19 protein-coding genes are annotated in these 25,636 nt (G+C 54.2%); 10 read left to right on the top strand and 9 right to left on the bottom strand.

What is annotated here, in order from left to right:
* Window positions 1–44: 44 nt before the first annotated feature.
* The gene (locus SH467x_RS03570) at window positions 45–1,421 is read right to left on the bottom strand and encodes a L,D-transpeptidase (RefSeq protein WP_482369919.1); all 1,377 of its coding nucleotides are present in this window, start codon (window positions 1,419–1,421) and stop codon (window positions 45–47) included.
* Window positions 1,422–1,622: 201 nt separating this feature from the next.
* Window positions 1,623–1,937 carry a Rieske (2Fe-2S) protein gene (locus SH467x_RS03565; RefSeq protein WP_482369918.1) on the bottom strand — a complete coding sequence of 105 codons (315 nt, stop codon included), beginning with the start codon at window positions 1,935–1,937 and terminating at the stop codon, window positions 1,623–1,625.
* A 318-nt stretch (window positions 1,938–2,255) separates the two neighbouring features.
* Between SH467x_RS03565 and SH467x_RS03560 the strand changes: the two genes are divergently transcribed.
* From SH467x_RS03560 to SH467x_RS03525, 8 genes are all read left to right on the top strand, one after another.
* Window positions 2,256–4,928 (top strand): M16 family metallopeptidase, encoded by a 2,673-nt coding sequence (locus SH467x_RS03560; protein ID WP_482369917.1) that lies wholly within the window; start codon window positions 2,256–2,258, stop codon window positions 4,926–4,928.
* A gap of 3 nt (window positions 4,929–4,931) precedes the next feature.
* The gene (locus SH467x_RS03555; RefSeq protein WP_482369916.1) at window positions 4,932–8,375 is read left to right on the top strand and encodes a pyruvate carboxylase; all 3,444 of its coding nucleotides are present in this window, start codon (window positions 4,932–4,934) and stop codon (window positions 8,373–8,375) included.
* Between the two features lie 61 nt (window positions 8,376–8,436).
* The gene (locus SH467x_RS03550) at window positions 8,437–9,762 is read left to right on the top strand and encodes a S41 family peptidase (RefSeq protein WP_482369915.1); all 1,326 of its coding nucleotides are present in this window, start codon (window positions 8,437–8,439) and stop codon (window positions 9,760–9,762) included.
* 102 nt (window positions 9,763–9,864) lie between these two features.
* Entirely contained in the window at window positions 9,865–11,454 is a 1,590-nt protein-coding gene (locus SH467x_RS03545; protein WP_482369914.1) for an amidophosphoribosyltransferase, read from the top strand.
* A 59-nt stretch (window positions 11,455–11,513) separates the two neighbouring features.
* Window positions 11,514–12,176: a phosphatase PAP2 family protein gene (locus tag SH467x_RS03540; RefSeq protein ID WP_482369913.1), complete on the top strand. Its 663-nt coding sequence runs from the start codon at window positions 11,514–11,516 to the stop codon at window positions 12,174–12,176.
* 12 nt (window positions 12,177–12,188) lie between these two features.
* Window positions 12,189–13,172, top strand: coding sequence for a bifunctional riboflavin kinase/FAD synthetase (locus tag SH467x_RS03535; RefSeq protein ID WP_482369912.1), 984 nt, complete (start codon window positions 12,189–12,191; stop codon window positions 13,170–13,172).
* Window positions 13,169–15,052 carry a MutS-related protein gene (locus tag SH467x_RS03530; RefSeq protein WP_482369911.1) on the top strand — a complete coding sequence of 628 codons (1,884 nt, stop codon included), beginning with the start codon at window positions 13,169–13,171 and terminating at the stop codon, window positions 15,050–15,052. The genes SH467x_RS03535 and SH467x_RS03530 overlap by 4 nt, the downstream gene beginning before the upstream one ends.
* A gap of 172 nt (window positions 15,053–15,224) precedes the next feature.
* A complete protein-coding gene (locus SH467x_RS03525; protein ID WP_482369910.1) occupies window positions 15,225–15,686 on the top strand; it encodes a transposase family protein in 462 nt (153 codons plus the stop codon).
* A 267-nt stretch (window positions 15,687–15,953) separates the two neighbouring features.
* Here SH467x_RS03525 and SH467x_RS03520 read toward each other — a convergent pair whose 3' ends face one another.
* From SH467x_RS03520 to SH467x_RS03510, 3 genes are all read right to left on the bottom strand, one after another.
* Complete coding sequence (locus tag SH467x_RS03520; RefSeq protein WP_482369909.1) at window positions 15,954–16,100, bottom strand: hypothetical protein; 147 nt, start codon at window positions 16,098–16,100, stop codon at window positions 15,954–15,956.
* 342 nt (window positions 16,101–16,442) lie between these two features.
* Window positions 16,443–17,600, bottom strand: coding sequence for a transposase (locus SH467x_RS03515; protein WP_482369908.1), 1,158 nt, complete (start codon window positions 17,598–17,600; stop codon window positions 16,443–16,445).
* Between the two features lie 467 nt (window positions 17,601–18,067).
* Complete coding sequence (locus tag SH467x_RS03510; protein WP_482369907.1) at window positions 18,068–18,382, bottom strand: DUF2834 domain-containing protein; 315 nt, start codon at window positions 18,380–18,382, stop codon at window positions 18,068–18,070.
* 1,154 nt (window positions 18,383–19,536) lie between these two features.
* Between SH467x_RS03510 and SH467x_RS03505 the strand changes: the two genes are divergently transcribed.
* Entirely contained in the window at window positions 19,537–20,709 is a 1,173-nt protein-coding gene (locus SH467x_RS03505; RefSeq protein WP_482369906.1) for an alpha/beta hydrolase-fold protein, read from the top strand.
* 94 nt (window positions 20,710–20,803) lie between these two features.
* Window positions 20,804–21,124, top strand: a complete 321-nt coding sequence (locus SH467x_RS03500; RefSeq protein ID WP_482369905.1) for a TraR/DksA family transcriptional regulator — start codon at window positions 20,804–20,806, stop codon at window positions 21,122–21,124.
* 16 nt (window positions 21,125–21,140) lie between these two features.
* Here the strand turns inward: SH467x_RS03500 and tyrS are convergent, their stop codons facing one another.
* The 4 genes from tyrS to SH467x_RS03480 all read right to left on the bottom strand — a co-directional run bounded on the left by tyrS (window position 21,141) and on the right by SH467x_RS03480 (window position 25,620).
* Window positions 21,141–22,406, bottom strand: a complete 1,266-nt coding sequence (tyrS, locus tag SH467x_RS03495; protein ID WP_482369904.1) for a tyrosine--tRNA ligase — start codon at window positions 22,404–22,406, stop codon at window positions 21,141–21,143.
* 70 nt (window positions 22,407–22,476) lie between these two features.
* Window positions 22,477–23,436: a carbohydrate kinase family protein gene (locus tag SH467x_RS03490; RefSeq protein WP_482369903.1), complete on the bottom strand. Its 960-nt coding sequence runs from the start codon at window positions 23,434–23,436 to the stop codon at window positions 22,477–22,479.
* Between the two features lie 108 nt (window positions 23,437–23,544).
* Complete coding sequence (locus SH467x_RS03485) at window positions 23,545–24,024, bottom strand: hypothetical protein (protein WP_482369902.1); 480 nt, start codon at window positions 24,022–24,024, stop codon at window positions 23,545–23,547.
* A gap of 300 nt (window positions 24,025–24,324) precedes the next feature.
* On the bottom strand, window positions 24,325–25,620 hold the full coding sequence (locus tag SH467x_RS03480) for a hemolysin family protein (protein ID WP_482371337.1): 1,296 nt from the start codon (window positions 25,618–25,620) through the stop codon (window positions 24,325–24,327).
* Window positions 25,621–25,636: the final 16 nt, after the last annotated feature.

Below are 25,636 nucleotides of genomic sequence, written 5' to 3'. Positions count from 1 at the left end.
GTTTTTTTGAAACGAGCTGGCGCGGACGTTGGAGGTTTGAAACCTTAGTTGCGAATGATGATCGGGGATCCGTGCGACAGCATTCCGTAGACATCAGCGGCATCTTGAGGAGATAAGCTGATGCAGCCTTGGGTCCCGCTCGCGTCTGGCGAAGAACCATGGATGGAGAGGTCGCCCCCGAGATCCATCCAGAATCCGCCATAGGGATTGCGTGGGTCGGAGCCTGGGATGGGTGCGCCGCTACCGTAATAGTTGCGATCCTTCTGCTTATCGACCACTTTGTAGTCGCCTGTCTTGGGAGCAGGATCTTTTCCAATGGTGACCGGGTAACGTCCCGCGTACAAATCTCCGACAAACAATGTCAATTCGCTTGTGCTCAGGTCGACTTCGGCTCGAAAAGGGCCCGGCACGACTTTGAGTTTTGTGCCGGTTTGCAAGGGACCTTTCGGCTCGATCGCATTGATACGGGCAAGGATCTCGGCGGGGACTTCAAACTTCTTGGCTACGTCTTCAAGCGTCTCTCCGGGGACAGGAAAGTATGCGATGTCCAAGAAATGCTGGCGGGAGTAGACGACTTCTCCCGCCAAAGCATCGAGGAAATCCAAAAGGTCATATCGCTGTTCAACCGTTAGCTCGTTGTCGTTGTAAAAGAGGCTGAGCGTCGCCAAAGCTTCTTTGAGCTGGCCCCGTTTGGATTGCGATAAGGCTGTCTCCTTTGCGTTCTCATACGATTTGCTGGGACCGATCGGCTTGCTTTCGCTCGCCTGTTTTGCGTCGACCGATTTGTCGTTATCGGCCGTTCCTGCCGATTCGTCCTTGGACTCGGTAGATTCGGACGAATTCGATGGGGGGAGGCCCGATGTCGAGGGAGGAAGGGCGATCCCAAAATCAGGACTGGTTGTGGTCTTCAGATCCTCTTTGGCTGGAGTTGCTTTCGCATCGTCGTTGCTCGCAGCCCCGGGAAGGGTGGAGGGGAGCGGCGGCAGCGATTGCAGGGAATCAGCAGGTTTGGCAAGATCGCTGGTTGGGGTACCAGGGAGAGTCGGAAGTGCGAGGTCGGACGGGGAGGCCGGCAGAGGCGAAAGTGGTGACGGGGAAGAGCTTACCGGCAGCCCTGGGAGTGGACTGCCCGAAGGAGTCGATGGGGATGCGGCGCTGCTGAATCCTGACGATGGAGCGCTTTGGAACGCTGCCCAAGGATCCGAGGGGGCTGCAGCCGCAGGGGTGCCCGAAGGCAGAGCCGCCGGTGCGGGAGCTACAGGCCCAGTGACCCCCGTGATGTCCGGGGCATCCGCAGAAAGATCGAGACCCTCGATCTCCGGATTGAAGGAGGTGTTGTTGGATCCATTCAGAGCGATAAAGCCCCCGTAGATCACGAACAAAAGCAATACGACGACAACGGCAGTTTTGAGTGTTTGCACTTCGGTCCTCCTGACCTCTTCGAAGAAGGCATGTGCGAGCGAAGCGTACCGCGCTCGCATCACAGTTTGTGAAATTCGCTTCCCAATCGAGCTTGTATCCGACAAGGGACGAGCCCAAGTCGAAACCTCAGCGTTTCGACACTTTCGCTTGGCAACGCGCTTGGCAACGAAATCCGCAATCCGATTCAACCGGGACTTTAGTTAAGGAGCGCCTGCAAGGTCAACCTCAATAATTCCGTCCGTTTCCTGGATGGGATAGGTCTTCAACATCGGTTTGCATGTGGCCGCATTGCAACCGGTTTGGAGGTCGTATTGCCATCCGTGCCAAGGACAGGTCACGGTGCCATCCATCAATTTCCCCTTCGCTAGCGGACCACCTTGATGCATGCAAATTCCATCGATAGCGTAAAGCACCCCTTGATGGCGAAAGATTGCCAGCACATCGCGTCCTGCTAAAACTTCGAAGGAGCTCCCTTCGGGAAGCATGTGGGATTCGCAGACTCTTGTCCAAGCCATAACATTTATTCCGTAAAGGGATTCAAGAGGTTTCCAAGTCTTTTGGGTCGCGATTGCGGCATCCGTTCAACGGATGTGCAAAATTGGTTTACAATCGAGGCCCTTGTTCGCGGTCTGCAGCCTCACCATTTGCGTCGCCTTGCCATGGACGTTTTGAAACCAAAGGACGTTTTGATACTTATGAAAAGCGCGTTCACGACGGATTCGATTGATCATCGACTCAGCGATTGGCCGTCTCGGGCATTGCGAAGTTGCCTAGCTATGTTTTTGGTGTTTGGCGCGTACCTTTCCGACTGCCCCCATTCCCAAGCCGAAAATATGCCAACCAAAGTCGCATCCGTAGAAGGAATCAACGAATACCGACTCGACAACGGGCTCAAAGTATTGCTCTTCGTCGACAACAGCCAGCCCAAAGTCACCGTGAATTGCACGGTTTTCGTCGGCTCACGCCACGAAGGCTATGGGGAAGCGGGTATGGCGCACCTTTTGGAACACATGGTATTCAAAGGGACCGATCTCAACCCCGAAATTCCCAAAGCCCTCAAAGATCGAGGCGCGTCCTTCAACGGAACCACCTGGGTCGATCGAACCAACTACTACGAAACGTTGCCCGCCTCCAACGAGAACTTGGAATTCGCCATTCGGTTGGAAGCCGACCGCTTGGTGAATAGCAAGATTCTGGGGGAGGATCTGGCGAGCGAATTCTCCGTCGTCCGCAGCGAATTCGAGCGGGGTGAAAATAACCCAATAGGCGTTCTTCGCCAGCGCATGCTGTCTGCCTCCTTCCAATGGCACAACTACGGAAAATCGACCATCGGGAACCGCAGCGATATCGAACGAGTACCCGTCGACAATTTGCGAGCGTTCTATCGCAAATACTATCGCCCTGACAACGCCATGGTTATCGTTGCCGGCAAGTTCGAGGAGGCCAAGGCGCTCGAGTATCTTCAAAAGTACTTCGGGGTTCTAGCGCGACCCAAGCAACCCCTCCCCGCCACGTACACGGTCGAACCTCCGCAAGACGGCGAACGGATCACCATGGTGAGACGAGTAGCGGATATCCAAGCGGTCGGAGCTGTTTACCATGTTCCTGCAGGAGGGGATCCCGAGTACCCTGCCATCGATCTGCTTGCGGAAGTCCTCACCGATGAGCCGAGCGGTCGACTCTACAAGTCGATGATCGAAACCAAATTAGCGACCGGGGTCTTCGGCGGCGCCGAGGGACTGCACGATCCAGGCACGATTTTGTTCCTCGCCCAAGTCCCCTTAGAAAAGTCCCTTGAAAAGGCCGAGACGGCCATGCTAGAGACTTTAGAGAACTTGGTCGATGCTCCTGTCACCGACGAGGAGGTCTCCCGCGCGAAGCAAAAGATTCTCAACCAACGCGAGCGCGCTGCCGCTCGCAGCGATAGTCTCGCTATCAGCTTGAGCGATTGGGCCGCGCAAGGGGACTGGAAGCTCTATTTCCTTTACCGCGACGGAATCGAAAAGACGACGGCAGCGCAAGTGCAAGTTGCAGCGCAAAAGTATTTGGTTCGCAATAACCGAACGGTGGGCCGATTCATTCCTGCCGACCGATCCGACCGAATCCAAATCCCTGACCGCCCGGATGTCAACGCGTTGGTAAAGGATTACCAGGGGCGAGAGGCGATCAGCGAAGGGGAACAATTCGATCCATCCCCAGCCAATATCGAGTCCCGATTGGTTCGTGGTAAATTGGCGAGCGGCCTCCCTTACGCCTTCTTGGCGAAAAAGACCCGAGGAGCCACGGTGAATCTCACCCTCAATCTCCGCTTTGGTGACGAGAAGTCTCTCTTTGGAAAGTCGGCGGCTTGCGACCTCCTCGGTGAGATGCTGATGCGAGGCACGAAGAACTTGCCTTTGCAACAGTTCAACGACAAGTTGGCCTCTCTTAAAGCGACCGTCCGAGCTTCGTCGCGCCCGCAGGTTCTCGCGATCGGATTGGAGACACGCCGCGAACATCTGGCGGATGTGTTGGAAGTCGTCGAGGACATGTTGCGAAATCCGGCATTCGAAGAAAAGGAATTTGAGCTTATACGCGATCAAGTGCTCACGTCGCTGGAAAGCCAGAAAAGCGAGCCACAGGCTTTGGCGAACTTAGCGGTCTCACGAGCATTGAACCCTTACAAGCGAGGGGATATCCGATATCTCCCCACGATCGAAGAAGAAATCGAAGACTTCCAGAAACTCTCGATCGCAGACATCGTGGATTTGCATTCCAAGTATCTTTCAGGGACCGAGGGAGAGGTCGCCATCGTCGGGGATTTTGATGCCGAGGAGATCGAGCCCAAACTCTCGAAGATGCTTGGAAACTGGAAATCCAAAGTCCCTTTCCAACGCGCTGCAACATCCGCGACAACCGATGTCAAGTTGCCGCTGCAATCGATCGAAACGCCCGATAAAGCGAATTCGGTTTACTTTGCCAGCCAACAATACGCGCTACGAGACGATCATCCGAAATACCCAGCATTGTTGATTGGCAATCAAGTGCTTGGCGCCGGGGCGCTATCGTCGCGGCTTGGAGACCGCGTGCGACAAAAAGAAGGTCTCTCGTACGGAGTTAACAGTAATCTCGCATCCAGTTCGATCGATGAACGGACGGTGTTTTATATCACGGCCATCGCCAATCCGAAGAATCGAGACAAATTGGTGCAGACGATTGAAGAGGAGGTGCGCAAACTCGTTAAAGATGGCATCACCTCCCAAGAACTCCAAGATACTGTTCAAGGTTATTTGCAAAATCAACAGCTGACTCGCAGTCGCGATGTCGGTCTTGCTGGATTGTTGGCGAACAACATCTTTACCGGCCGCGACATGAGCTATTACGAAAAATTGGAATCCGCAGTCTCGCAACTCACTGTCGATGCCGTCAATGACGCAATCGCGGAGTACATTGATCCTGACACGCTCGTTGTCGCGACGGCGGGAGATTTCCAAGCTCCCACTCCTCCCCCTCCCTCCAAGCCTTAGTCCATGCCGGCATTCCAAAAAATCCTCGCTGCCAATCGCAGTGAGATCGCAACCCGTATCTTTCGAAGCGCTCACGAAATCAAGATCCGGACGGTGGCGATCTATTCGCACGAAGACCGTTTCGCCCTCCATCGTTTCAAAGCAGACGAAGCCTACCAAATCGGAAAACCAGGGGAGCCAATTCGTTCTTACCTGGATATCGATGGCATCGTTCGACTCTGTTTGGAGAACGGAATCGACGCCGTCCATCCCGGTTACGGATTCCTCTCCGAGAACGCGGAGTTCGCGAAAGCCCTGGAAGCCAACGGGATCACCTTTATCGGTCCGAGCGTTCGAGCTTTGGAGCTTCTCGGTGACAAAGTCGCTGCGCGTGGGATCGCGAAGAAAGTCGGTGTTCCTGTTCTCGAGGGCTCGGCGCATGCAGTACGGTCGCTCGACGAAGCGTTCGAGACCGCCAAAACGATGGGCTATCCCATCATGCTCAAAGCCTCGAAAGGGGGCGGCGGTCGCGGGATGCGCATCGTCGAGAATGAAACGGAACTCTCTATCAATTTGGAGCAAGCCCAACGGGAGGCTAAAAACGCCTTTGGGAGCGATGAAGTTTTTCTAGAGAAACTCGTGGCCCGCGCTCGGCACTTGGAAGTCCAGATTCTTGGGGACCGCCACGGCAATCTGATCCACTTGCACGAGAGAGATTGTTCGGTGCAACGGCGGCATCAAAAGGTTGTCGAACTAGCGCCTGCACCGAACCTTGAGAAACGAGTCGCTGCGGAGCTCCATGAAGCGGCTCTCGCGATCGGACGTGAAGTGGGGTACCACTGCGCTGGGACGGTTGAGTTCCTTCTCGATACCGATTCGAACCGATTCTATTTCATCGAGGTCAATCCACGCATTCAAGTCGAACATACCGTCACGGAAGAAGTCACAGGGATCGACTTGGTACGGGCTCAGATTCTTGTGGCTCAAGGAGAGCGATTGGGTGACGATAGCCTTGGCCTGCCTCTTCAAAAGGATGTGCAAGTCGTCGGATCGGCGATTCAATGCCGCGTGACCACCGAGGATCCTTCTAATCAATTTCGACCTGACTACGGTAAAATCTCACACTACCGAAGCGCGGGCGGGCTGGGGATCCGGCTGGATGCAGGAAGTGCATTCAGCGGTGCGGTCGTCAATCCATTTTACGATTCGCTGCTGGTCAAGGTGACAGCCCGCGGTCGCAATTTGGGAGAAGCGGCGGGACGCATGGAACGATGTTTGCAGGAGTTCCGGATACGCGGCGTGAAAACCAATATTCCCTTCCTGATCTCCCTCATTACCCATCCCACGTTTTTGGAGGGAAATGCGACGACTCGGATGATTGATAAGACGCCCGAGTTGTTCGAGCTTCCGCGTCGACGAGACCGAGCCACACGCATCTTGAGCTTCATCGCGGAAACGGTCGTCAATGGGAACAAGCTGATCGATGGCAACTCCAAATCCATTCGGCGCGAGCCCGCTGCACTACCGCCAATAGATAAAAGTAGTCCACTCCCGGCGGGGTACCGCGATCGATTCTTAAAGCTCGGGGCCAAAGAGTTTTGCGCCAGTATTCGTGACTCGAAAGAGCTTTTGTTTACCGACACGACGATGCGCGATGCGCACCAATCACTTCTCGCAACTCGGCTGCGAACCGCCGACATGCTGGCGATTGCCGATGCTTACGCGCGGATTGCGCCGCAGTTTTTCTCGTTGGAAATGTGGGGAGGGGCCACTTTCGATACCGCGATGCGGTTCTTGAAAGAGAGTCCATGGCAACGCCTCAGCGCGATGCGAGAACGCGTCCCCAATATCTTGTTTCAGATGCTGTTACGCGCTTCGAACGCGGTTGGATATACCAACTATCCAGACAATGTGGTGCAGGAGTTTGTTCGAGAAGCGGCATCGGCAGGTGTCGATATTTTTCGAGTCTTCGACGCCCTCAACTGGACTGAGAACATGCGCATCGCCATGGATGCAGTTCTTGAATCCGGCATGATATGCGAGGCGGCCATTTGCTATACGGGGGATATCACCAATCCGAATCGTCCAAAGTACTCGCTCCGTTATTATGTCGATCTGGCCAAAGAACTTGAGCGAATGGGGGCTCATATGCTGGCCATCAAAGATATGGCTGGTCTCTGTAAACCCGCAGCTGCCAAGCTGCTGGTTCACGCCCTCAAGCAAGAGATCGGGATTCCGATTCACTTCCATACCCACGATACCGCGGGCATCCAAGCGGCTTCGCTGTTGCAAGCGGCCGAGCAAGGAGTAGAGGTCATTGATGGAGCCTTCGCGTCGATGTCCGGTGGAACATCGCAAGTCAACTTGAATACGCTGGTGGAAGCGTTGCGAAGTTCGGAGCGGGAAAGCAGGCTCGAAACCGACGCATTGACGCAGATCTCGGAATATTGGAAAGGGGCACGACAGTTCTACGCACCGTTCGAAAGCGAATCTCTTGTCGCTGGAGGTGACTTGTACCAGCATGAGATGCCCGGTGGACAATATACCAATCTCTACCAGCAGGCCAAAGCATTGGGGCTAGCCGATCAATGGGCAGACGTTTGCAAACGATACGCGGATGCCAACCAACTGTTAGGGGACATCGTTAAGGTAACTCCAACAAGCAAAGCGATCGGCGATTTGGCGCTCTTCATGGTGGCGAATCAACTCACTGCCGATGACATCGCCGAAGGACGCCGCGAGCTATCCTACCCCGGTTCCGTTCTGGATCTGGTGGGAGGAATGATGGGACAACCGCCCGGTGGTTTTCCTACAAACGTCAAGAAGCATATCCTTCGCAATAATCCCGAAGTAACAAGTCGGCCCGGAGAAACACTGCCGCCGGTTGACTTCGAAGAGATCGGTAAACATTTAGAGTCCAAGCTGGGGCGACCTGCGAATCGACGCGAATTGGTTACCTCGGCTCTCTATCCAAAGGTATTTGACGAGTTTCTCGCTCATGTCCGAAGTTATGGCGAAGTCTCGTTGTTGCCGACCCCCATTTTCTTTTACGGCCCTGCGATCGGAGAGGAATTCTCGGTCGACATCGAACCAGGAAAGAAACTCATTGTCAAATTTCTCGCTGTGGGGGAAGCCAGACCGGATGGGACCCGAGTAGTTTATTTTGAGCTGAATGGGCAACCTCGCGAAATCGAAATTGTCGATCAATCGATCGAGAATAAAGCCGTCGCAAGACTCAAAGCAGATCCATCCGATCCAACCCATTTCGGAGCCGGAATGCCGGGTATGGTCATCGGCGTTTCTATCGCTGTGGGGGATAAAGTGCAAAAGGGTCAGAAGCTTCTAGCGCTCGAAGCGATGAAAATGGAAACGGTCATGACCGCCGAACGAGATGGCGAAATCGCGCAGCTTTACGTCAAGTCGGGAAATCAAGTCGAGGCAGGTGACCTCCTGCTTGTTCTCAAGTGATGAAGCTCTCAAAGCAATCGAACGTCGTGGATCCATTACACCAACTCGCTGGTTCGCAGCTGTGACAACTCTTAACCTTCGCATTCTCGGAATCGTGACGCTGGTCTGCATCCTATGCTATGCGAATGCTGCCCGATTGAGAAAGCTTGGTGATCTTGGGTTGGTAATGGATGTCATCGAGCAGCAGTACGTCGATCCTGCCGATCCGCAGGCGCTGTACAGCGCAGCCATGTCAGGGATGCTTGCTTCGCTGGATCCTTATTCCAGCTACATTCCGCCTGAATCTCTGCAGCCCTTTCAAGCGATCTTGGAGCAAGAGTTCGGAGGTCTCGGAGTCAGTTTGGACGGTCCGCCGCGTCGCGATCGATTGACGATCGTCAGCACGCTTTACGATTCGCCCGCCTATCGCGCTGGGGTCAAACCCGGAGATATAATCCTGGAAGTGGATGGCTTTCCCGTTGCGGATTTGCAGTTCACGGAAGCTTCGAAGCGGCTCCGGGGGAAAGAAGGTACGACCGCCCAATTGAAGTTGGAAAGACCGGGGGAATCAGATCCTCTCTTGATCTCCGTGACGAGAGCTCGCATCGAAGTTGAATCCGTGTTGGGAGACCGACGACTGGAAAACGGACGATGGGAGTTCCGCATGCAGGCCGACGAAGATATCGGCTACTTCCATATCGAGCTCTTTGGAGAAAAGTCCGCTGACGAATTAAAGAGAGCCATCGAATCGAAGAGCACCCCCTGGAAAGCTCTCATAATCGATGTCCGGGATAACACAGGTGGATTGCTCTTCGCAGCTACCGACATTTGCGATTTCTTTCTCGAAGGTGGCGAGATCGTGAGCACGAAAGGACGCAATGGCACCATCGATGAGGTGTACGATGCAACTCCGGGCGCACTGGTGCCCCCTACTGTCCCGGTTGTCGTGCTCGTTAATGAGCAAAGCGCTTCGGCAAGCGAAATTCTCGCCGCTTGTTTGCAAGACCGCGATCGAGCCATCATTGTGGGGACCCGAACGTTTGGAAAAGGAAGTGTCCAGAATGTGATACCACTGGAGGGTGGTAAAGCCGCGATGCGACTCACCACTGCCTACTACTACCCACCCAAGGGACGGTTGATTCACCGCCGGAAAGATGCCAAACAAGAAGAGGCTTGGGGGGTGATGCCCAACGATGGGTACACCGTCGACGTCGCCGAGCCAGAACTGGCGGCGATTGGCGAGCGCTTTCGCCGACGTGCAGATCCGCGATTTATTCCGGAACCGGCAGGCACTGGTGAGACAAACCCTTGGATCCTGCGCGATCCGACTTTGATGAACGATCCGCAATTGCTGCGCGCACTCGAGGCGATTGAGGCCTTTGCAGAAAAAGAGCTTGTCGACAAATAAGGCCCCATCCGCTACGATTCCTTGGGGTGGGGTGCGACAAACCCAGCACAAACCCAGTCCCCTTTGCTCGAATTCCTGCTAGTCGAGGCTTGATCCGATCTCATGAGCGAACTGCACCATGAATGCGGTGTTGCGGCCATTTATCACTTACCCGGTGGTGAAGAAAGCCGTCTGAGCCCCGATGCGGGCCGCGACTCGATCTCTTATTTGCTTCCTCGCATGCTGCAGGACATCCAAAACCGCGGACAACTCGCGGCGGGGATGACAACTTACAATCCAGATCGGTCGCTCATTCTCGACACGATGAAGGATATCGGAACGGTCGCGGAGGTCTTTCGACTGTCCCATCGCGGAAAGAGCGAGGCGATCATGGAGGCCTATGCGGGCCGCGCTGCGATCGGGCACGTCCGCTATGCTACCTGCGGCCAAGACGACCGCAGCTATGCACAACCGTTCGAGCGGCAGCATATCCATAAAAACAAATGGTTCAGCTTCTGTTTCAATGGACAGCTAGCGAACTATACCGATCTTCGCGATCGATTGATGAAAGATGGAGAGCACCATCTCGCGCGAGATACCGACACCGAAATCATCATGCACGAACTTGGACGCGAGCTGACGCTCTCTGCCAATCGTTCGTTGATCGATGTGTTCGCGTCTGCGGCGAAGAAGTTCGATGGAGCGTTTTCGATAGCGATTTTGAATGCAAAGGGAGAGATGCTCCTCGCACGCGATCCACTTGGGATCAAACCGCTGTGTTACGCTACCGACGGCCGGCTCTTTGCGGCAGCGAGCGAGAGCGTCGCATTGCTCAACCTCGGCTTCGACAGGGACGCCATTCTGTCGGTTCCGCCAGGTCATGCGATCTTGGTAACCCCCGATGGAATACAAATCGAACGATTTTGCGAAACGCCCAAACCTGCCCACTGCTTCTTCGAGTGGGTTTATTTTGCCAACGTAGCGAGCACACTCGACGAACGAAGCGTTTATCTTTCGAGAACTAGGCTTGGCGAAGAATTGGCTCGTATCGAGCTTTCTAGGAACCAGATTCCGATCGACAATGACACCATTGTCGTTCCCGTTCCCGATACAAGCAAAGCGGCGGCCGACGCGATGGCGTACCGCATGCGGATTCCTTCTCGCGAAGGATTGATTCGCAATCGTTATAGCGGTCGGACGTTCATCGAAGGAGGTCGAGCTCGCAAAGCGAAAGCGTCGAGCAAGTACACCCCTTTGCGCGAAGTGCTCGATGGCAAACGTGTGATTCTTGTTGAGGATTCCATCGTGCGCTCGACCACGATGAAAGTACTTCTTCATCGCATTCGCGAACTCGGTGGAGCGAAGGAAATCCATGTTCGTGTCGCTTGTCCGCCGATTATTGCCCCGTGCTTCTACGGCATTGATATGTCGACCATCGACGAACTCTTTGCACCGAAGTTTCTAGAAAATGGGATGCTTACAGAGGCCGGCCAAGATCGGATGGCGGAACAGCTTGGCTGCGATTCCCTTCGCTATCTGCCAGTCGAGTCGATCGCTCGGGCAATCGATCTCCCCTCCAACCACTTGTGTCAAGCCTGCATTACCGGCAAATATCCAACCCCCGTCGGACAACAGCTTTACGGCATCGCCCAAGCGAATCATCTGTCTGGGAAAAGCGACTCGCGCACCTACGAACTCAACCCGGTGGTTTGATCTGTCAACTCAGTTATTGGGACAACGGGAATTCAACCGTGCTCGATTCGCGAAGTCGCATGCGTTCTTGGTTCCTATTGATTGCCTGCATCGGCATGGCCGTTCTGTGTTTGCCTTGGGATCTTGAGCTTTCCTATTGGTTCCGTTCCCTGAAAATACCTGGTGATCTCAACAAGTTCATCCAGATGAGCGAAGCGTTCGCACATTTCTTAACGATCGCATTTGTCTTCGGTTGCTTGCTATGGACGGATGTCCGAAATCGGTCCAGGCTTCTAATCGGACTTGCTTTCGTACTGTTATGCGGGGCGATCGCAAACGCAGCAAAAGGGATAGTGCCCCGTGTTCGGCCCAACGCGATTGATCTGCTGCCGATCGAGCTCGCGCCCGATCACAGTTTGGACGTTTGGGGCACCCCTCTATCTGGTTCTTGGTTTGATGAGCATTTCCGTAGTTTTCCTTCTGGACATTCAGCGACCGCAATGGCGGTAGCCATCGCTCTTACAACTGTTTATCCGCGGGGGAAATGGTTCTTTGTCTCACTCGCTGTAGTAGCTTCGGTGCAACGAGTTGAAAGCGCATCACACTATTTTTCGGATGTGCTTTCTGGTGTCGCGATCACTCTTTTCACGGGATTGTTTTTTTGGCCTCGGGTTCAACCACGATCTGAACGTATTGCTTCGGCCGATCGCGATCTAACGACCATTCAAAATGCGCCCACTTAAATGGACCAATTGATGTTTTTTGATAAACCATTACCCTCGGATGCGAAGGGTGGCGCGATTGCAATCGGGAATTTTGACGGTGTGCATCGCGGTCATCGCCGGTTGTTGATGCAACTGGGAACGATGGCCAAGCGGTTGAATGGACCCGTGGTGCTGGTGACCTTTGATCCGCCCCCCCTACGCATTCTTCGTCCAGACCTGGCTCCGAAGCCCCTTACGACGCACGACTCCAAATGCCGATTGCTGAGAGAAGCGGGGGCGGACTTCGTTGTCGCACTCAGGACCTCGCATCAGCTGCTCCAGCTTTCTGCAGAGGAATTTTTCGATCAAGTCATCGTGGGAGCTTTGGGAGCGAAAGGGATTATCGAAGGCCCGAACTTCCGGTTTGGACGGGACCGGCAGGGGGATGTCGACTATCTCCATCAGCAATGCCGCAAAATGGGCATTCAGTTTGAGTTGGCGTCAGTGGAAACGGATTCAGGGGATTGGATCTCAAGTACACGCATTCGGAAAGAAATCGAGATGGGGGCTGTTCAAGCCGCCAATCGATTGTTGCTACAACCGTACCGGATTCATGGTGTCGTGGGGACCGGCGCGCAGCGAGGCCGAACTTTGGGATTCCCCACAGCCAATCTCGACGCGATTTCAGTCCTGGTCCCAGCACATGGCGTCTACGCAGCACGCGTGTCAGGCATTCGAGGGGGAGCTGATGTTGCGAAGGCAGCGTTGCACAAGCCTGTCGCACTGCACATAGGCCCTAACCCGACTTTTGGAGAGGAGGCCAAAAAGGTTGAAGCGCATTTACTTGACTTTAGCGGAGATCTCTATGGCGCTTCGATCGAATTGGAACTGTTCTCGGAGATAAGAGGTGTTCAAAAGTTTCCGTCGATCGAGGCATTGCGTGCACAGTTATTGAGGGATATTCAAATGACTCGTGAGATTTGCTTGGCTCACGATTCTCATCAAGGTCAGAGCCTTCGCAAGGAATTGCCATGACATCGGATTCGGAGTTGGCGGTCAATACCTACCAGTCGCTTGTTGCATCGTTTGAGGAAACCATCGATCGCTCGAAGCGGTTGTCCAAGGTGCTGGTTCGATGCCGAGTTGGATCGGCAATTCCGGGATTGGCCATGATTGTGGTAGGAGTCGCGGAGCCATCGCTCGGAAGTTGGACATGGAAAGTAGGACTTCTGCTCATCGGAGTGTTTCTCTTTTTTGCGACTTGGTATGAAACGATCCAGTACCGAATGCAGAATCTGCATTCGCAGATGTTCGGATTGGAGAGACTGATTCATCGGTGCAATCGTAACTGGAAGGAGATTGCACCATTACCTGCTGAAGACTACGTGGCTCCATACACTGCGGAGTGGACGCAGGATCTCGATGTGTTCGGTGAGAGAAGTTTGTTTCGGTGGGCGTCGCTTGCGATGACACGGACGGGAGCCGAAACATTGGCTCGGTGGCTCACCGAGTGGGCGAGCCCGGAAGAGATCTATACAAGGCAGGAGGCGGTTCGAGAGCTGTCGCTCGCTAGGGTGTGGAGGTTGGATTTTTACCGAATCGCCTGCGGACTGCGATCTCAAAGGACCTATCCCGAAGCTATTGCAGAGTGGGCTTCATCTCCCGACTTTTTTAAGGGGAGACGCTGGGTATATGGCCTCGCATGTTTAGGACCCTCGCTCGTGATCCTTGGAACGCTCGGATTGGTGGGGGCGTTCGTTGTGGGATTCGGTGTGGGGCAGCTTGTGGGGGCAAGCGTTTTGCTGATTGGGTTGGCCATAAATTTTGTTCTCACGATGATCATCTTGGGGCCAATTCATGACCTGTTCAACCGCATTGGATATGCAAATCGCGAGCTCCAGCTATTGAGTGACTGGGTCACATGTGTAGCAGGAATGCCTCGGGAAAGTTCTATGTTGAACACCATTCACCAATCACTCCTCTCGCCCGGGGATTCTCGCTCCGATGCGTCACATGGAATCAGCAGATTGCAGTATTGGATGACGCTGGCAGGTTTCCAAAAGAGCCCATTGTTTTTCATTCCGTATGTCATTTTGCAAATCTCGATCTTGTGGGATGTCCGAGTCTTGGAGGGATTGGAACGTTGGAAAAAAAGTTATCAGTCCCTGGCACCGCGCTGGATTGATTCGATCGGAAAGTTAGAGGCGCTTACGTCGTCAGCGACGATTGCGGATGAAAATTCGGATTGGAGTTATCCGTCGATTGGCCCAAGAGGGAAGATGATTGGAGCGACTGGCCTTGCGCATCCCTTGCTCCGCGACGATCAGCGTGTTCCGAACGACCTTGCAATAGAAGAAAAGCAGCGACTGCTGTTGGTGACGGGAAGTAACATGGCGGGGAAGTCGACATTGTTGCGATCGATCGGCGTGAATGTATTGCTGGCCAGGATAGGTGCACCTGTTTGTTCTAAAAGCTGGGTGAGTGAGTCGCTGGACATCGCGTCGAGCATTCGAGTTCAGGATTCGTTGCAGGACGGTGTGTCGTTTTTTATGGCGGAGTTGAAACGGCTTCGGCGGGTGGTCGACAAGGCGGCAGAAGAGGATCGAGAGGGGGGGCATCGTTTGTTGGTCTTGCTTGATGAGATCTTGCAAGGCACGAATTCGCGTGAGCGTCAGATTGCAGTCGATTCGGTATTGAGGAAACTGATCGATTTAGGGTGCATTGTGTTAGCCAGCACCCATGATTTGGAATTGGCATCCAGCGATCAAATGCGAACGTACGCACAGATCGTGCATTTTCGTGAGTATTTTGAGCAAGTAGACGGGAAGCAAATCATGCGTTTTGATTACAAGATGCGGCCTGGAGTAACCCCTACCACCAATGCCCTCAAACTCCTCGAACTCGTCGGCCTCTAATGCGTCGACCATTCAATACTAGCGATCTAGCTGTTAAGCACGTCGGCAAATATGACATGCATTAATGGCGCGTCGCTTGCACTGAAGTTCTGATGGGACATAGAATGTTTTTCGGTCCATCCGGCATTACTTTAGGTAGTGGTATAATTTCAGGGGAAAGGACCCCACTGAAATGCAAGACAAAGAGCTCTACCAACAGATACTTGGCCTAACCGCTCCATGGACTGTCTCCGAGGTCAAACTTGACATGCCTTCCCAAGAGATTCGTGTGCGTGTGGAGCATCCTCGAGGTACCACGTTCTGCTGCCCGGATTGTAAAAAGAATCTCTCATGCTACGACCACGGAGAGGAACGACAGTGGCGGCATTTGGACTCATGTCAGTTCAAAACCATCCTCGTTGGTCGCGTGCCTCGCGTGAAGTGTCCCGAGCATGGCGTCAAGTCGGTCGCTGTTCCTTGGGCAGAGCCGCACAGTCGCTTCACCATCATGTTCGAGCGTTTTGCGATCGAGGCATTGCAGATGACTCAGACCGTTAAAGGAGCCATGACGATCCTTCGACTGCTATGGGATGCAACCTGGAACATCATCGAAGTAAATAGAATAAATAGAAGGCACCCATCTATTATTAAATAGAAGGCACCCATCTATCGGGGGGAGCTGCGCGGGGGGCACGGGCGATCGGGGGGAAGAATGGGGCTGCGGATGCGGGATTTAGAGCCAATTCGGACAGGGTTGCGGCCGATGGGCCAGGAAGTGCGCAGCTGCGAACATGGCCCAGTGCTGGAGTTTGGGCGAGGCGAGAGGGGGCTCTCGCCATGGCGCCATGGTGGAGTGGGCACCGCGAGGGGGGGTAACAGAGCGAGCGGCTAGGCGAAGCAAGCTTCTGCTAACCGAGGGCCGCTAAGCGAAGCAAGCGGCGACGAGCCGCTGGCCGCGACTCCAGCGATTGTTGGTCCGCTCCGCGTCGGCTACCATCGACTTGGGACTCCCACTACAGCGGCTGGTGCCAAAGTACTTCGTGTAGTTCCATACCAAGTCGCACCACATGCTGGGTTCGACTCCCAGCCCAGTAAATAGAAGACACCCATTTATCGGCGATCACCATAGGAGGCATCACCATAGGAGGCACCCACCTATCTGGGGGGAACGGGAGATCGGGGGGGAGCTGTGCGGGGAAGAATGGGGCTGCGGATGCGGGATTTGGGGACAATTTGGACAGGGTTGCGGCCGATGGGCCAGGAAGTGCGCAGCAGCGAACATGGCCCAGTGCTGGAGTTCGGGCGAGGTGAGAGGGGTCTCTCGCCATGGCGCCATGGTGGAGTGGGCACCGCGAGGGGGGGGAACAGAGCGAGCGGCTAGGCCAAGCAAGCTTCTGCTAACCGAGGGCCGCTAAGCGAAGCAAGCGGCGACGAGCCGCTGGCCGCGACTCCAGCGATTGTTGGTCCGCTCCGCGTCGGCTACCATCGACTTGGGACTTCCACTACAGCGGCTGGTGCCAAAGTACTTCGTGTAGTTCCATACCAAGTCGCACCACATGCTGGGTTCGACTCCCAGCCCAGAGAATAAGGGCTTCAAGGATTCGGGGACCGGATGCAATTTCCCAGGAGGATGACCCTTCTGCTCCGCTGTCCAACGCAATAGCTTCACGTAGTCTTCCAGGTTCATGTTCAAGAACCCTTTGTTGCTGGCTCGCAGGCCGTTGGTGCAGGGCTCTGGATCCAACGAGTTCACCTTGGGGTCGAGCGTGAAGGGGGCCAGCCAAGCGTCTCTGGGGACCAGAGGACGGGGGCCACGGTTCTGACGAGCCTTCTTCTGCTCCTCCACCGTCATCTTGGTCCTCCGTTTGATCGATTCCTCCTTCGATAAAGGAACACGATCCAGAGCCGTCGATTCGATCATTGCACCGTTGGCAGCTTGGAGACGATCGTACACGGAGGTGTGGATGGAGAGTTCGATCGTTTCGGCTAGATTCGCGCGGAGGACATTGAGATCGACATACATGGCGCATGCGAGCAAACCGGCTTCATCGAGAAGCCGATTGGCTTTGAATCGGCCTTCCCAGAAGCAACCGGTGCATTTGTCTTCTGCATTGGCTCGCCTGGCGATGACTTCGGCGAGAGAGCGCATGAACCAAGAGATATCGGAGAGTCGGCTTCGATACTCTTTGATCTTTTCTGGATCGGCTACGGCGCTTCGGACATCTTCTTCGTTGGCCTCGGCCAAGACATCGAGGATCCGGGTACCAGGAAAGAGTCGCAGCCAACGTGTGGCAACTTCTTGGTCAGACCAAGTAGCCACGACGTCGGGACGATTGCGGAGGACGACATGGAGGTGATTGGATAGGACGGCATATTCGAGAACGTCGATACCAAAGACGGAGGCAAGGGATTCGAGTCTTTGGCGAATCCATTCTCTTCGGTGGGAGTAGTCTGTGCTGGTGAGCTCATCGAAGCCGGCCAGAAAGGCGCGACGGACACAGCGGTTGTAGCAATGGACAAGGCAGATTTCGTTGCTAACGAATTGCTCAGAACGGAGCGTGCTGGACATGATGGATCTCTCCAGAGGTTCGGGGTGTAGATCCTATTACGTTATGGGATGGGGGAGCGGGTTGCAACCAAATAGAAGAACATTTTGGAGTGGGGGAATGCGAGCATTCTGGAGAGATTGTGGCACCCATGTAGGAGAGAGGATTGGTGCGAGGAGGTTTCTCGCCAAGGCGCTACGGCGCGAAGAAAGAAGAAAGAAGAGATTGGGGGCACGCAAGTGGAGGAGCCAATGATTAGGAGGGCTCCATTTGAGGGGGCAGTGCATCTGGAAGAGACGCTTTGTACGGAGGACTGGGGCAGTGCATGGAAGAAGGGGGAAGTGCATCCATTCCGAGAAAGGTCGCTACTCGCTGCTGGCGTTGATGGTGATTTAACCTGATCCATGCAAGTGTCGCGATTTAAGAAGTTGTTGGACGGGATTGCCGTTAAACGAGGAGGCAATCAGTGCAATCGAGTTACGCATGTCGTCTAACCGTGCAGATGCGATTCGCGCCGGTAAAGGAAAGTTGGGAGGGCGAAGCAGATTCCCACGGTGAATATCAGAAGCACCTGCCAGGCAAAGCCCTTCATTCGAAGGCGCTTTGATTCCTGATACATCCAAATGGTTGCTGCAGTTGCGGTTATCATGAGATCCCAGGAGAAGCCCGAAATCACCCAAGTAGCATAAGGGGCTGCGAAGAATTCGGACCAAGCAGAGTCACCACGCGAACTGAAGTGAATGCCGAAACAAATCATGGGTGCAACGAATCCCAAGATGGAAAGAATCAGGTATACGATTCGCATGTTGGAGCTGAGTTGGGGACATCCATAGTTGGGAGCGAGTTAAATTGGAGGCACCCAGCAAATAGATGGCACCCATCATTTGGAGGGGTATTTACCTTGGCCTGAGTCGCATGGAATGACTCAACCACGGACGACACGGAATACACGGACAAGGAGCGAGCAATGGCGGTGGCCTTCCTACCGTTAGTTCCGCACTTTCAATAGGAGGCACCCACCGATCAATCCCACTATAATTTCGCGACTGGAATTTCGCCACTGGGAATGGAACGACGGAGTGGAAGGCACCCACCTAGCAGAGTGGAAGGCACCCACCTACTGAGACCCGCAGAGTGGAAGGCACCCACCTACTGAGACCCACCTACTGAGAAGAGGCTCAATAGAAGAGGCTCAATAGAAGGCACCCATCTATTGAGCCCATAGAAGGCACCCATCTATTGAGCCCCCATTGAGGGGTTATTGAGATAGAAGGCACCCATCTATTGAGGGGTTCCCATCTATTGAGGGGTTGGGCGCCAAGATACATAGGAGAAAAGGGGGCGAGATTGGAGACTCTCAGGCATGAGGAATCCACACAGGCATGAGGAGCCACACAGGCATGAGGAGCCACACAGGCGTAGAGAATCCAAGGAGCGGACGATGGATGGGTTAGGGTGGTTTTAGGGGGCGGGTAAGCCTTCGGAGACTGTTTTGCAATATGGAAGCATCTATGAGTTGGGGCCTCGTTCTTATGATGGACGATTACTCTTCGTAGATGGAATGGAATTGGGCTCCTGCCATGCGGAGGTAGACCGACAGAATTCCTCAATGATGCGCCGAATGGCTAAACACGCACTTCCTTAAAGAATCCCCTTTAGCCATGGTGAAGAGGGGGTGTCCTCCCGTATTGAGTGACCAGTTTTCCTCCATGACGGAATCTCTACACCTTGAAGGGCTGCGATACAAGTTATGGCAGCTTCGATCACAAGCTCTGTCGCCATACTTCAGCGTGGCCGCGGTACGTGAGAACATTTGATTAGCAAACCGTGGAGGCTTAATCACAACTTTCAAGAAATTCAAATTCTCTCCGAAACCTTTAATCGTCGGACGTGTTCTAGGCGGTCTTGGTACAATTCTCGGCCAGGCTCTTCTCCTCCTCTCGTGCAATGGAAAAAGCTATGTTGCGATCTTTTCTGCTCTATTCGTTTGTGACAGTCGCCGCTGTCCCATTTGACTTCCCTTTTCAGTCGTCGCAGGCGCAAGAAGTTGCGTCTGTTGACGACTGGAGGCCTGCTTCAACAAATCAAGAAGGGAAGGACTACCCTCGGGTCAATTCGGAGGGGAGGGTGCAGATTCGAGTTGTGGCTCCCGATGCCAAAAGCGTTTCTTGCAGTTTCCGAGATAGCAGCGAGTTCGTGAAAGATGACAAAGGGGTCTGGACCGGTACCACACGCCCATTGGACGAAGGTTTCCATTATTACACGATCAAAATTGATGGAGCAGAAGTCCCCGATCCTAACAGCAAGTACTTCTTCGGTGCCATGCGATGGGGGAGCGGTGTAGAAGTTCCTGCCAAAGACCGAGCGTTTTACAGCGTTAAGAACGTACCACACGGTCAACTTCGCGAGGTTCTGTTCTTCTCGCCGAGCACTGATACGACGCGTCGCGCGTTCGTCTACACGCCTCCGGGGTACGACCAAGATTTGGAAAAGCGTTATCCGGTTCTCTACCTACAACATGGTTGGGGTGAGAACGAGTATGGGTGGGGGGCTCAAGGGCATGCAGGGCTGATCATGGATAACTTGATTGCCGAAGGGAAAACCAAACCATTCATCATCGTGATGACTTACGGGATGACCAATGAAGTTCGCATGGGGGGAATGGCGAACTTTGACATCAAGCACTTCGAAAAAGTACTCGTCGATGAGCTTGTGCCTTACGTCGACTCCCATTTTCGAACTCTTTCCGATCAGCCCCATCGCGCGATGGCTGGACTTTCGATGGGAAGTATGGAGACGAAAGCGATCACTCTGAAGCATTTGGATAAGTTCTCGCATATCGGGCTTTTCAGCGGTGCAACGATCAATGTGGATGATGTCAACAAGACCGAGGGCTTTCGAGACAAAGTGAAGTTGGTTTTTGTCAGTTACGGGAGCAAAGAGGTTGGTGATGGGAGAGCTCCTCGCCGCGGAGGGGACCCAGAAGCGACGACGAAAGCTTTGCGAGATGCCGGGATCAACAGCCATTATTACTTGTCTCCCGAGACGGCCCATGAATGGCAGACTTGGCGTCGAAGTTTGCGCGAGTTCGCGCCGATGCTGTTTGCTAAAGAAGCTAACAAAGGGAGTTGATCTAGGCCCATTTGGGAACGGAGTTTGCTGACTAGGTTTGCTGAAAAGTAAGGTAGCTCGAACAAATGTTTCCTTCCAACAATGAAATGACATAATGACGGAACAAGAACTTGCCGAACTGAAAGCGAACTTGGAAGCCAAGCTATCGGAATTGATGGATCGCGCAGAAAAGCTAGAGAACAAACTGCGCGAACCTGGAGACAGCGATTGGAGCGAGAATGCGGTGGTTCTTGAGAATCAAGAAACCCTGGTCGCGCTCGAAGGGGCAACGGAGAAGGAGATCGGTGACATCCGTTTGGCTCTGGATCGCATTGCAAAAGGGGAGTACGGTCGCTGTTCGCGATGTCATAAATCGATTCCGAAAGCACGTTTGAGTGTGCTTCCGTGGGCCACGACATGTGTCGCGTGTGCATGATCGGCACACATGGCGGCTATTCGAATCGCAGCAATGCGTACTTCTTTTTGCCGCTTCGAAGCACGATCACTGATTCGCTAGCGAGGTCATCCGCCCCTAGTACTTTATCAATTCCGGGGCATCGCCGATTGTTGATGTAGACCCCCCCACCTTCGATACTTCGTCGCGCCTCACTTTTACTCGGGGCGAGTCCGGAGGCCACCAGTGCATCGATGATACCAAGCCCTGTGGCGAGGATCGCTTTCGATTGTGTCGAGCTGGGGACGTCTTGAAATATGGACATCAATTCGCGATCGGACAAGCGATCAATTTCGCCTCCGAACAAGATTTGCGATGCGTGCTGTGCGGACTCCAACCCTGCTTGGCCGTGTACGATTTGCGTCACGGATTGCGCCAGTCGTCGTTGGGCTTCTCCTGGTTTCGATGCGAGTTCGGATTCGATTTGGAGATACTCTTCCTGTGGAATGTCCGATAGGAATCGCATGACGGTAAGGACGTCGGCGTCGGCGACGTTGATGAAGTACTGAAAGAATTCATAGGGGCTGGTTCGGTCTGCTGACAGCCAAACCGCACCTCGCTCCGTTTTCCCCATCTTTCTTCCGTCTGATGTGGTGAGCAATGGATTGGTCAGTCCGAAAAGTTGTTTCCCGAGCATGCGGCGACCGAGATCGATTCCGGCGGTGATATTTCCCCATTGGTCGCTTCCGCCCAATTGCAACCGGCAGTCCATATTCTTGGCAAGGTAGACAAAGTCGTAGGCTTGCAAAAGCATGTAGCTGAACTCGGTATAGCTCAGTCCGCTGTCCGTTCTTTCAAGACGGCTTTTTACGCTGTCTTTGTTGAGCATGACGTTGACGGGGAAGTTCTTTCCCACATCTCGTAGAAAGTCGAGGTACGAGAACGAGTGCATCCAATCGAAGTTGTTGACTAGCCGAGCACTTGAGTCTCCATCAAAGTCTAAGAACTTGGTCATCTGCGATCGAATGGCGTCGACGTTGCTGGCCAATTGCTCTTTCGATAGGAGGTTCCGTTCATCGCTTTTACCGCTGGGGTCTCCGATCATTCCGGTGGCGCCACCGACCAGGGCGATCGGTTTATGACCTGCGCGTTGAAAGCGGCGGAGCAAGGTCAATGGCAACAAATGACCTAAGTGCAAGGAATCCGCAGTTGGATCGAATCCGGCATACACGACCGTGGGCGATTCAAGCTGTTTGGTGACGGCATCGAGATCGGTGCATTGATGGATGAGGCCTCGCCACTGAAGTTCTTGAATGATCGACATGTTGTTTTGAAGGATGGTTGCCGCTGTTCGTGATTTGCCTTCGGCTGGGCGTTCCCGGACCGAGGAGACGCTATTGTGGTAAACAAAGTTCGTTTGGCAATGCCGGAGTAGCACCGCTTTGGGAAGCCACATAGCCAGCGACATCGGTCGCCCAGGATTGGACTCGATCCCAGGGGTGCTGCAAGAGTGCACCGAGGACGAGTGCGGCGGTGAATGCATCGCCGGCCCCAACTGTGTCCTTGATCGCGACGGGATTCGCGGGCATTTCCGTCCACCGGTCCGCTTGAACCGCTGAGCCGTGTGCCCCTCTTGTCAGCGCGACAAATCGATACCGAAACATGGCTTGGAGCTTTCCAAGGATCTCGCGATCGTTTCCTTTGATTTGGAGTAGTTCCGCGACCACAGGAAGTTCGTCTTCGTTCAATTTGAGGGCGTTGGCCCGTTTTAGGGAGGCCACTATGCACTCCTCGGTGAAATACGGGAAACGCAAATTCAGGTCGAGCACTTTCCATGATTTCTCGGGGCAGTGATCCAAGAATTGTTCGATCGAATGACGGGAGGTTTGCGAACGCTGAGCTAGGGTGCCAAAGCAGACTGCGTCGGTTTGCACAGCGAGCTTGCGGGCAGCATCGGTCCAAGCAAGCTCGTCCCAGGCCGGATGTTCGATAAACCGATAGGACGCTTTGCCTTGGGAATCGAGTTCCACGAGCACTTGCCCGGTTTCCCGTTCGCTTCGTTGGACCAACTCCGTATGCACGGATAATCGGAAAAGCTCGCGCAGGGCGGCGTCCCCGAGGGCATCGCGGCCAACCGCGCTCACGACGTACGCATCCGCTCGTTCACCCGCAAGCTGTTTGCAGGTCGAGGCGAAGTTCGCGGGAGCTCCACCGAATCGAGGACCATCGGGGAAGACATCCCAAAGCACTTCCCCAAGTCCCACGATCGTGAATCCAGTGTCCTTCATAGCTTCGTCGGTTCCCATATTGGAGAGTGAAAACGGTCCCGGGCGATTCGATGCGTTCCTGATCATATCCGTTACAACCGTTAAGTTGTCCCGAGCTTCCCACTTTAGTTTTGGGCAATTCTTACCATTTAGGTTGCGTTTCCGGTTCTTTGGGGAATGTCTTAGGAGTTCGCGTCATTGACCATCCATGACGATGGCGACTGGATGAAGGCCAGGAAGGCAGGCAACCAGAATGTTCCGGACGCGGTAAATGAAACCCTCGTTTGTGTTTGGAGATACATCCATGCGTCGTTTGATCGCTTCCTTGGCAGTGGCTGCTGTTGCAATTAGCTTCTCGTCCACCGCTTCCGCTGGTCTTTTCTGCAAGAAGAATTCTTGTTGCGAGCCAGCACCTGTTTGTTGTGAACCAGCTCCTGTCGCTTGCTGCGAGCCAGCACCTACTTGCTGCGATGTTGATCCTTGCTGCAAGCCAGCTCGCAAGCACCACCTCAAGGGCTTGCTCTCGAAGCTCCACTGCAAGAAGTCCAGCTGCTGCGAACCAGCACCATGCTGCGAAGCTCCTGCACCAGCACCTTGCTGCCAAGCACCAGCTCCAGCGCCAGCACCTTGCTGCGATGCAGCTCCAAGCTGCTGCGACGTTGATCCTTGCTGCAAGCCAGCTCGCAAGCACCACCTCAAGAGCTTGTTCGCCAAGCTTCACAGCCGCAAAGCAAGCTGCTGCGAACCAGCACCCGTATGCTGCGAAGCACCAGCTCCAAGCTGCGGTTGCAACTAGTTGCACCGAGCTTCGGCTCATAAGACAACAGTCGGCAACGACTCATAAAATGACTTAGACGCTTGGTCTAACGCAGGAGCTCCAGCAGTCGCTGGGGCTCTTTGCGTTTGAGTCGGCTGTGATAGCTGTGAATACTTTGCGTCCAACACGGGAGTTTGGAAAACGAGCCCAAGTTGGAGTTAGTTTGCAAGCACCGAGAGATAGGCTTCGAGAACTCGTTGCCGGCGTACTTTGCGCACGAGAATGCGGACGTCTTCGAAATGGATCGTCTCGCTCCCCTGGAGGTTCTGTTGACCGAGTCTTTCCATGATCCATGAGCTTAGATTTCGAGGTGTCTCTGTCACCCCGAGATCGATACCGGTGAGATCGCGCAGGCGGGCCAAGGCTACACCCCCTCCGACCACCCAACCCCCTCCGGATCGGATGACATGGATGGGAAGTTGATCGTGTTCGTCTTGAATATCCCCCACGAGCTCTTCGACGATATCCTCTAGCGTGATCATACCGAGAACGTCCCCTTTGCTATCGCGAACGAGCGAAATGTGTGTCCTCTCTTTTAGGAGGAACTCGAGGGCGGTAGCGATAGGCAAGTCGGCTTGAAGGCTGGGAATCTCTCTTAAAATCCCTCGCAACGTCGGTTCTGTCGGACTGAGTTTGAGGGCCGTAACGATGTCTTTGAAGGTCACATAGCCAACGATTCCTTGTGGATCGCCTTCCTTTTCGGTTACAGGAAAGCGAGTGTGGAGATCCAAGTGGGCTGCGATGAGACTGGAACCCAGGTTTTCGTCTGCATGCAACATGCGAATGTGCTCTGCGGGAAGTGCAATCTCTCGCAAGGGACGGACCGACAGACGGGCGGCTCCGACGATAATGTTCTCTTCGCGAGCTCCGATGAGTCGCGACGCTCGGGCCATGCTGGCTATCGCCCTGAGTTCCTGTAGCTCCAATGCTTCGACACGGGAGTCTGCATGCATCTTGGGACGCATCAGTTTCTCGATCACATCGATCAAGGACGAAGCGGAGTATTCGAGAAACCAAACAATGGGCAGAACGCTTAAGGAAAAGAATCGCATCGATGGGGAGAGGAGAAGACAGACCCACTCTTTGTGCCGAAGTGCAAAAAGTTTCGGCATTAGCTCTCCGGCCACAATCGTCAACGCAGTCAATGGAACCACGACGACAGCGATGGCGACAATTTCTGCTGTGCTCTCACCCAGTCCATAGGTCTCGAGGAAAGGTGCCAAGTCCTCGGTTGCGCTAGCGCCGCTCGTTGCCCCAGCGATGAGGCCAACCAGGGTGATTCCGAGCTGTACCACAGCCAAGCTCTTTTCAATCTCCTGCTTCATGTAGAGCGAGGCGGAAGCTCCACGACGCTTGTCGTTCACCAGGGACTGCAACCTCGCAACGCTCACCGATGCCAGCGCGATCTCATACGATGCGAACACACCGTTCACAAAGATCATGGCGACGACAATAAAAAGTTCAGAATAC

This window comes from Brakhagea slesvicensis (genome assembly GCF_052161625.1).
Classification (GTDB): Bacteria; Planctomycetota; Planctomycetia; order Pirellulales; family Pirellulaceae; genus JBKCUI01.
Note: the sequence above shows the minus strand (reverse complement) of the source record. Positions and strands in the feature narration are given on the sequence as shown.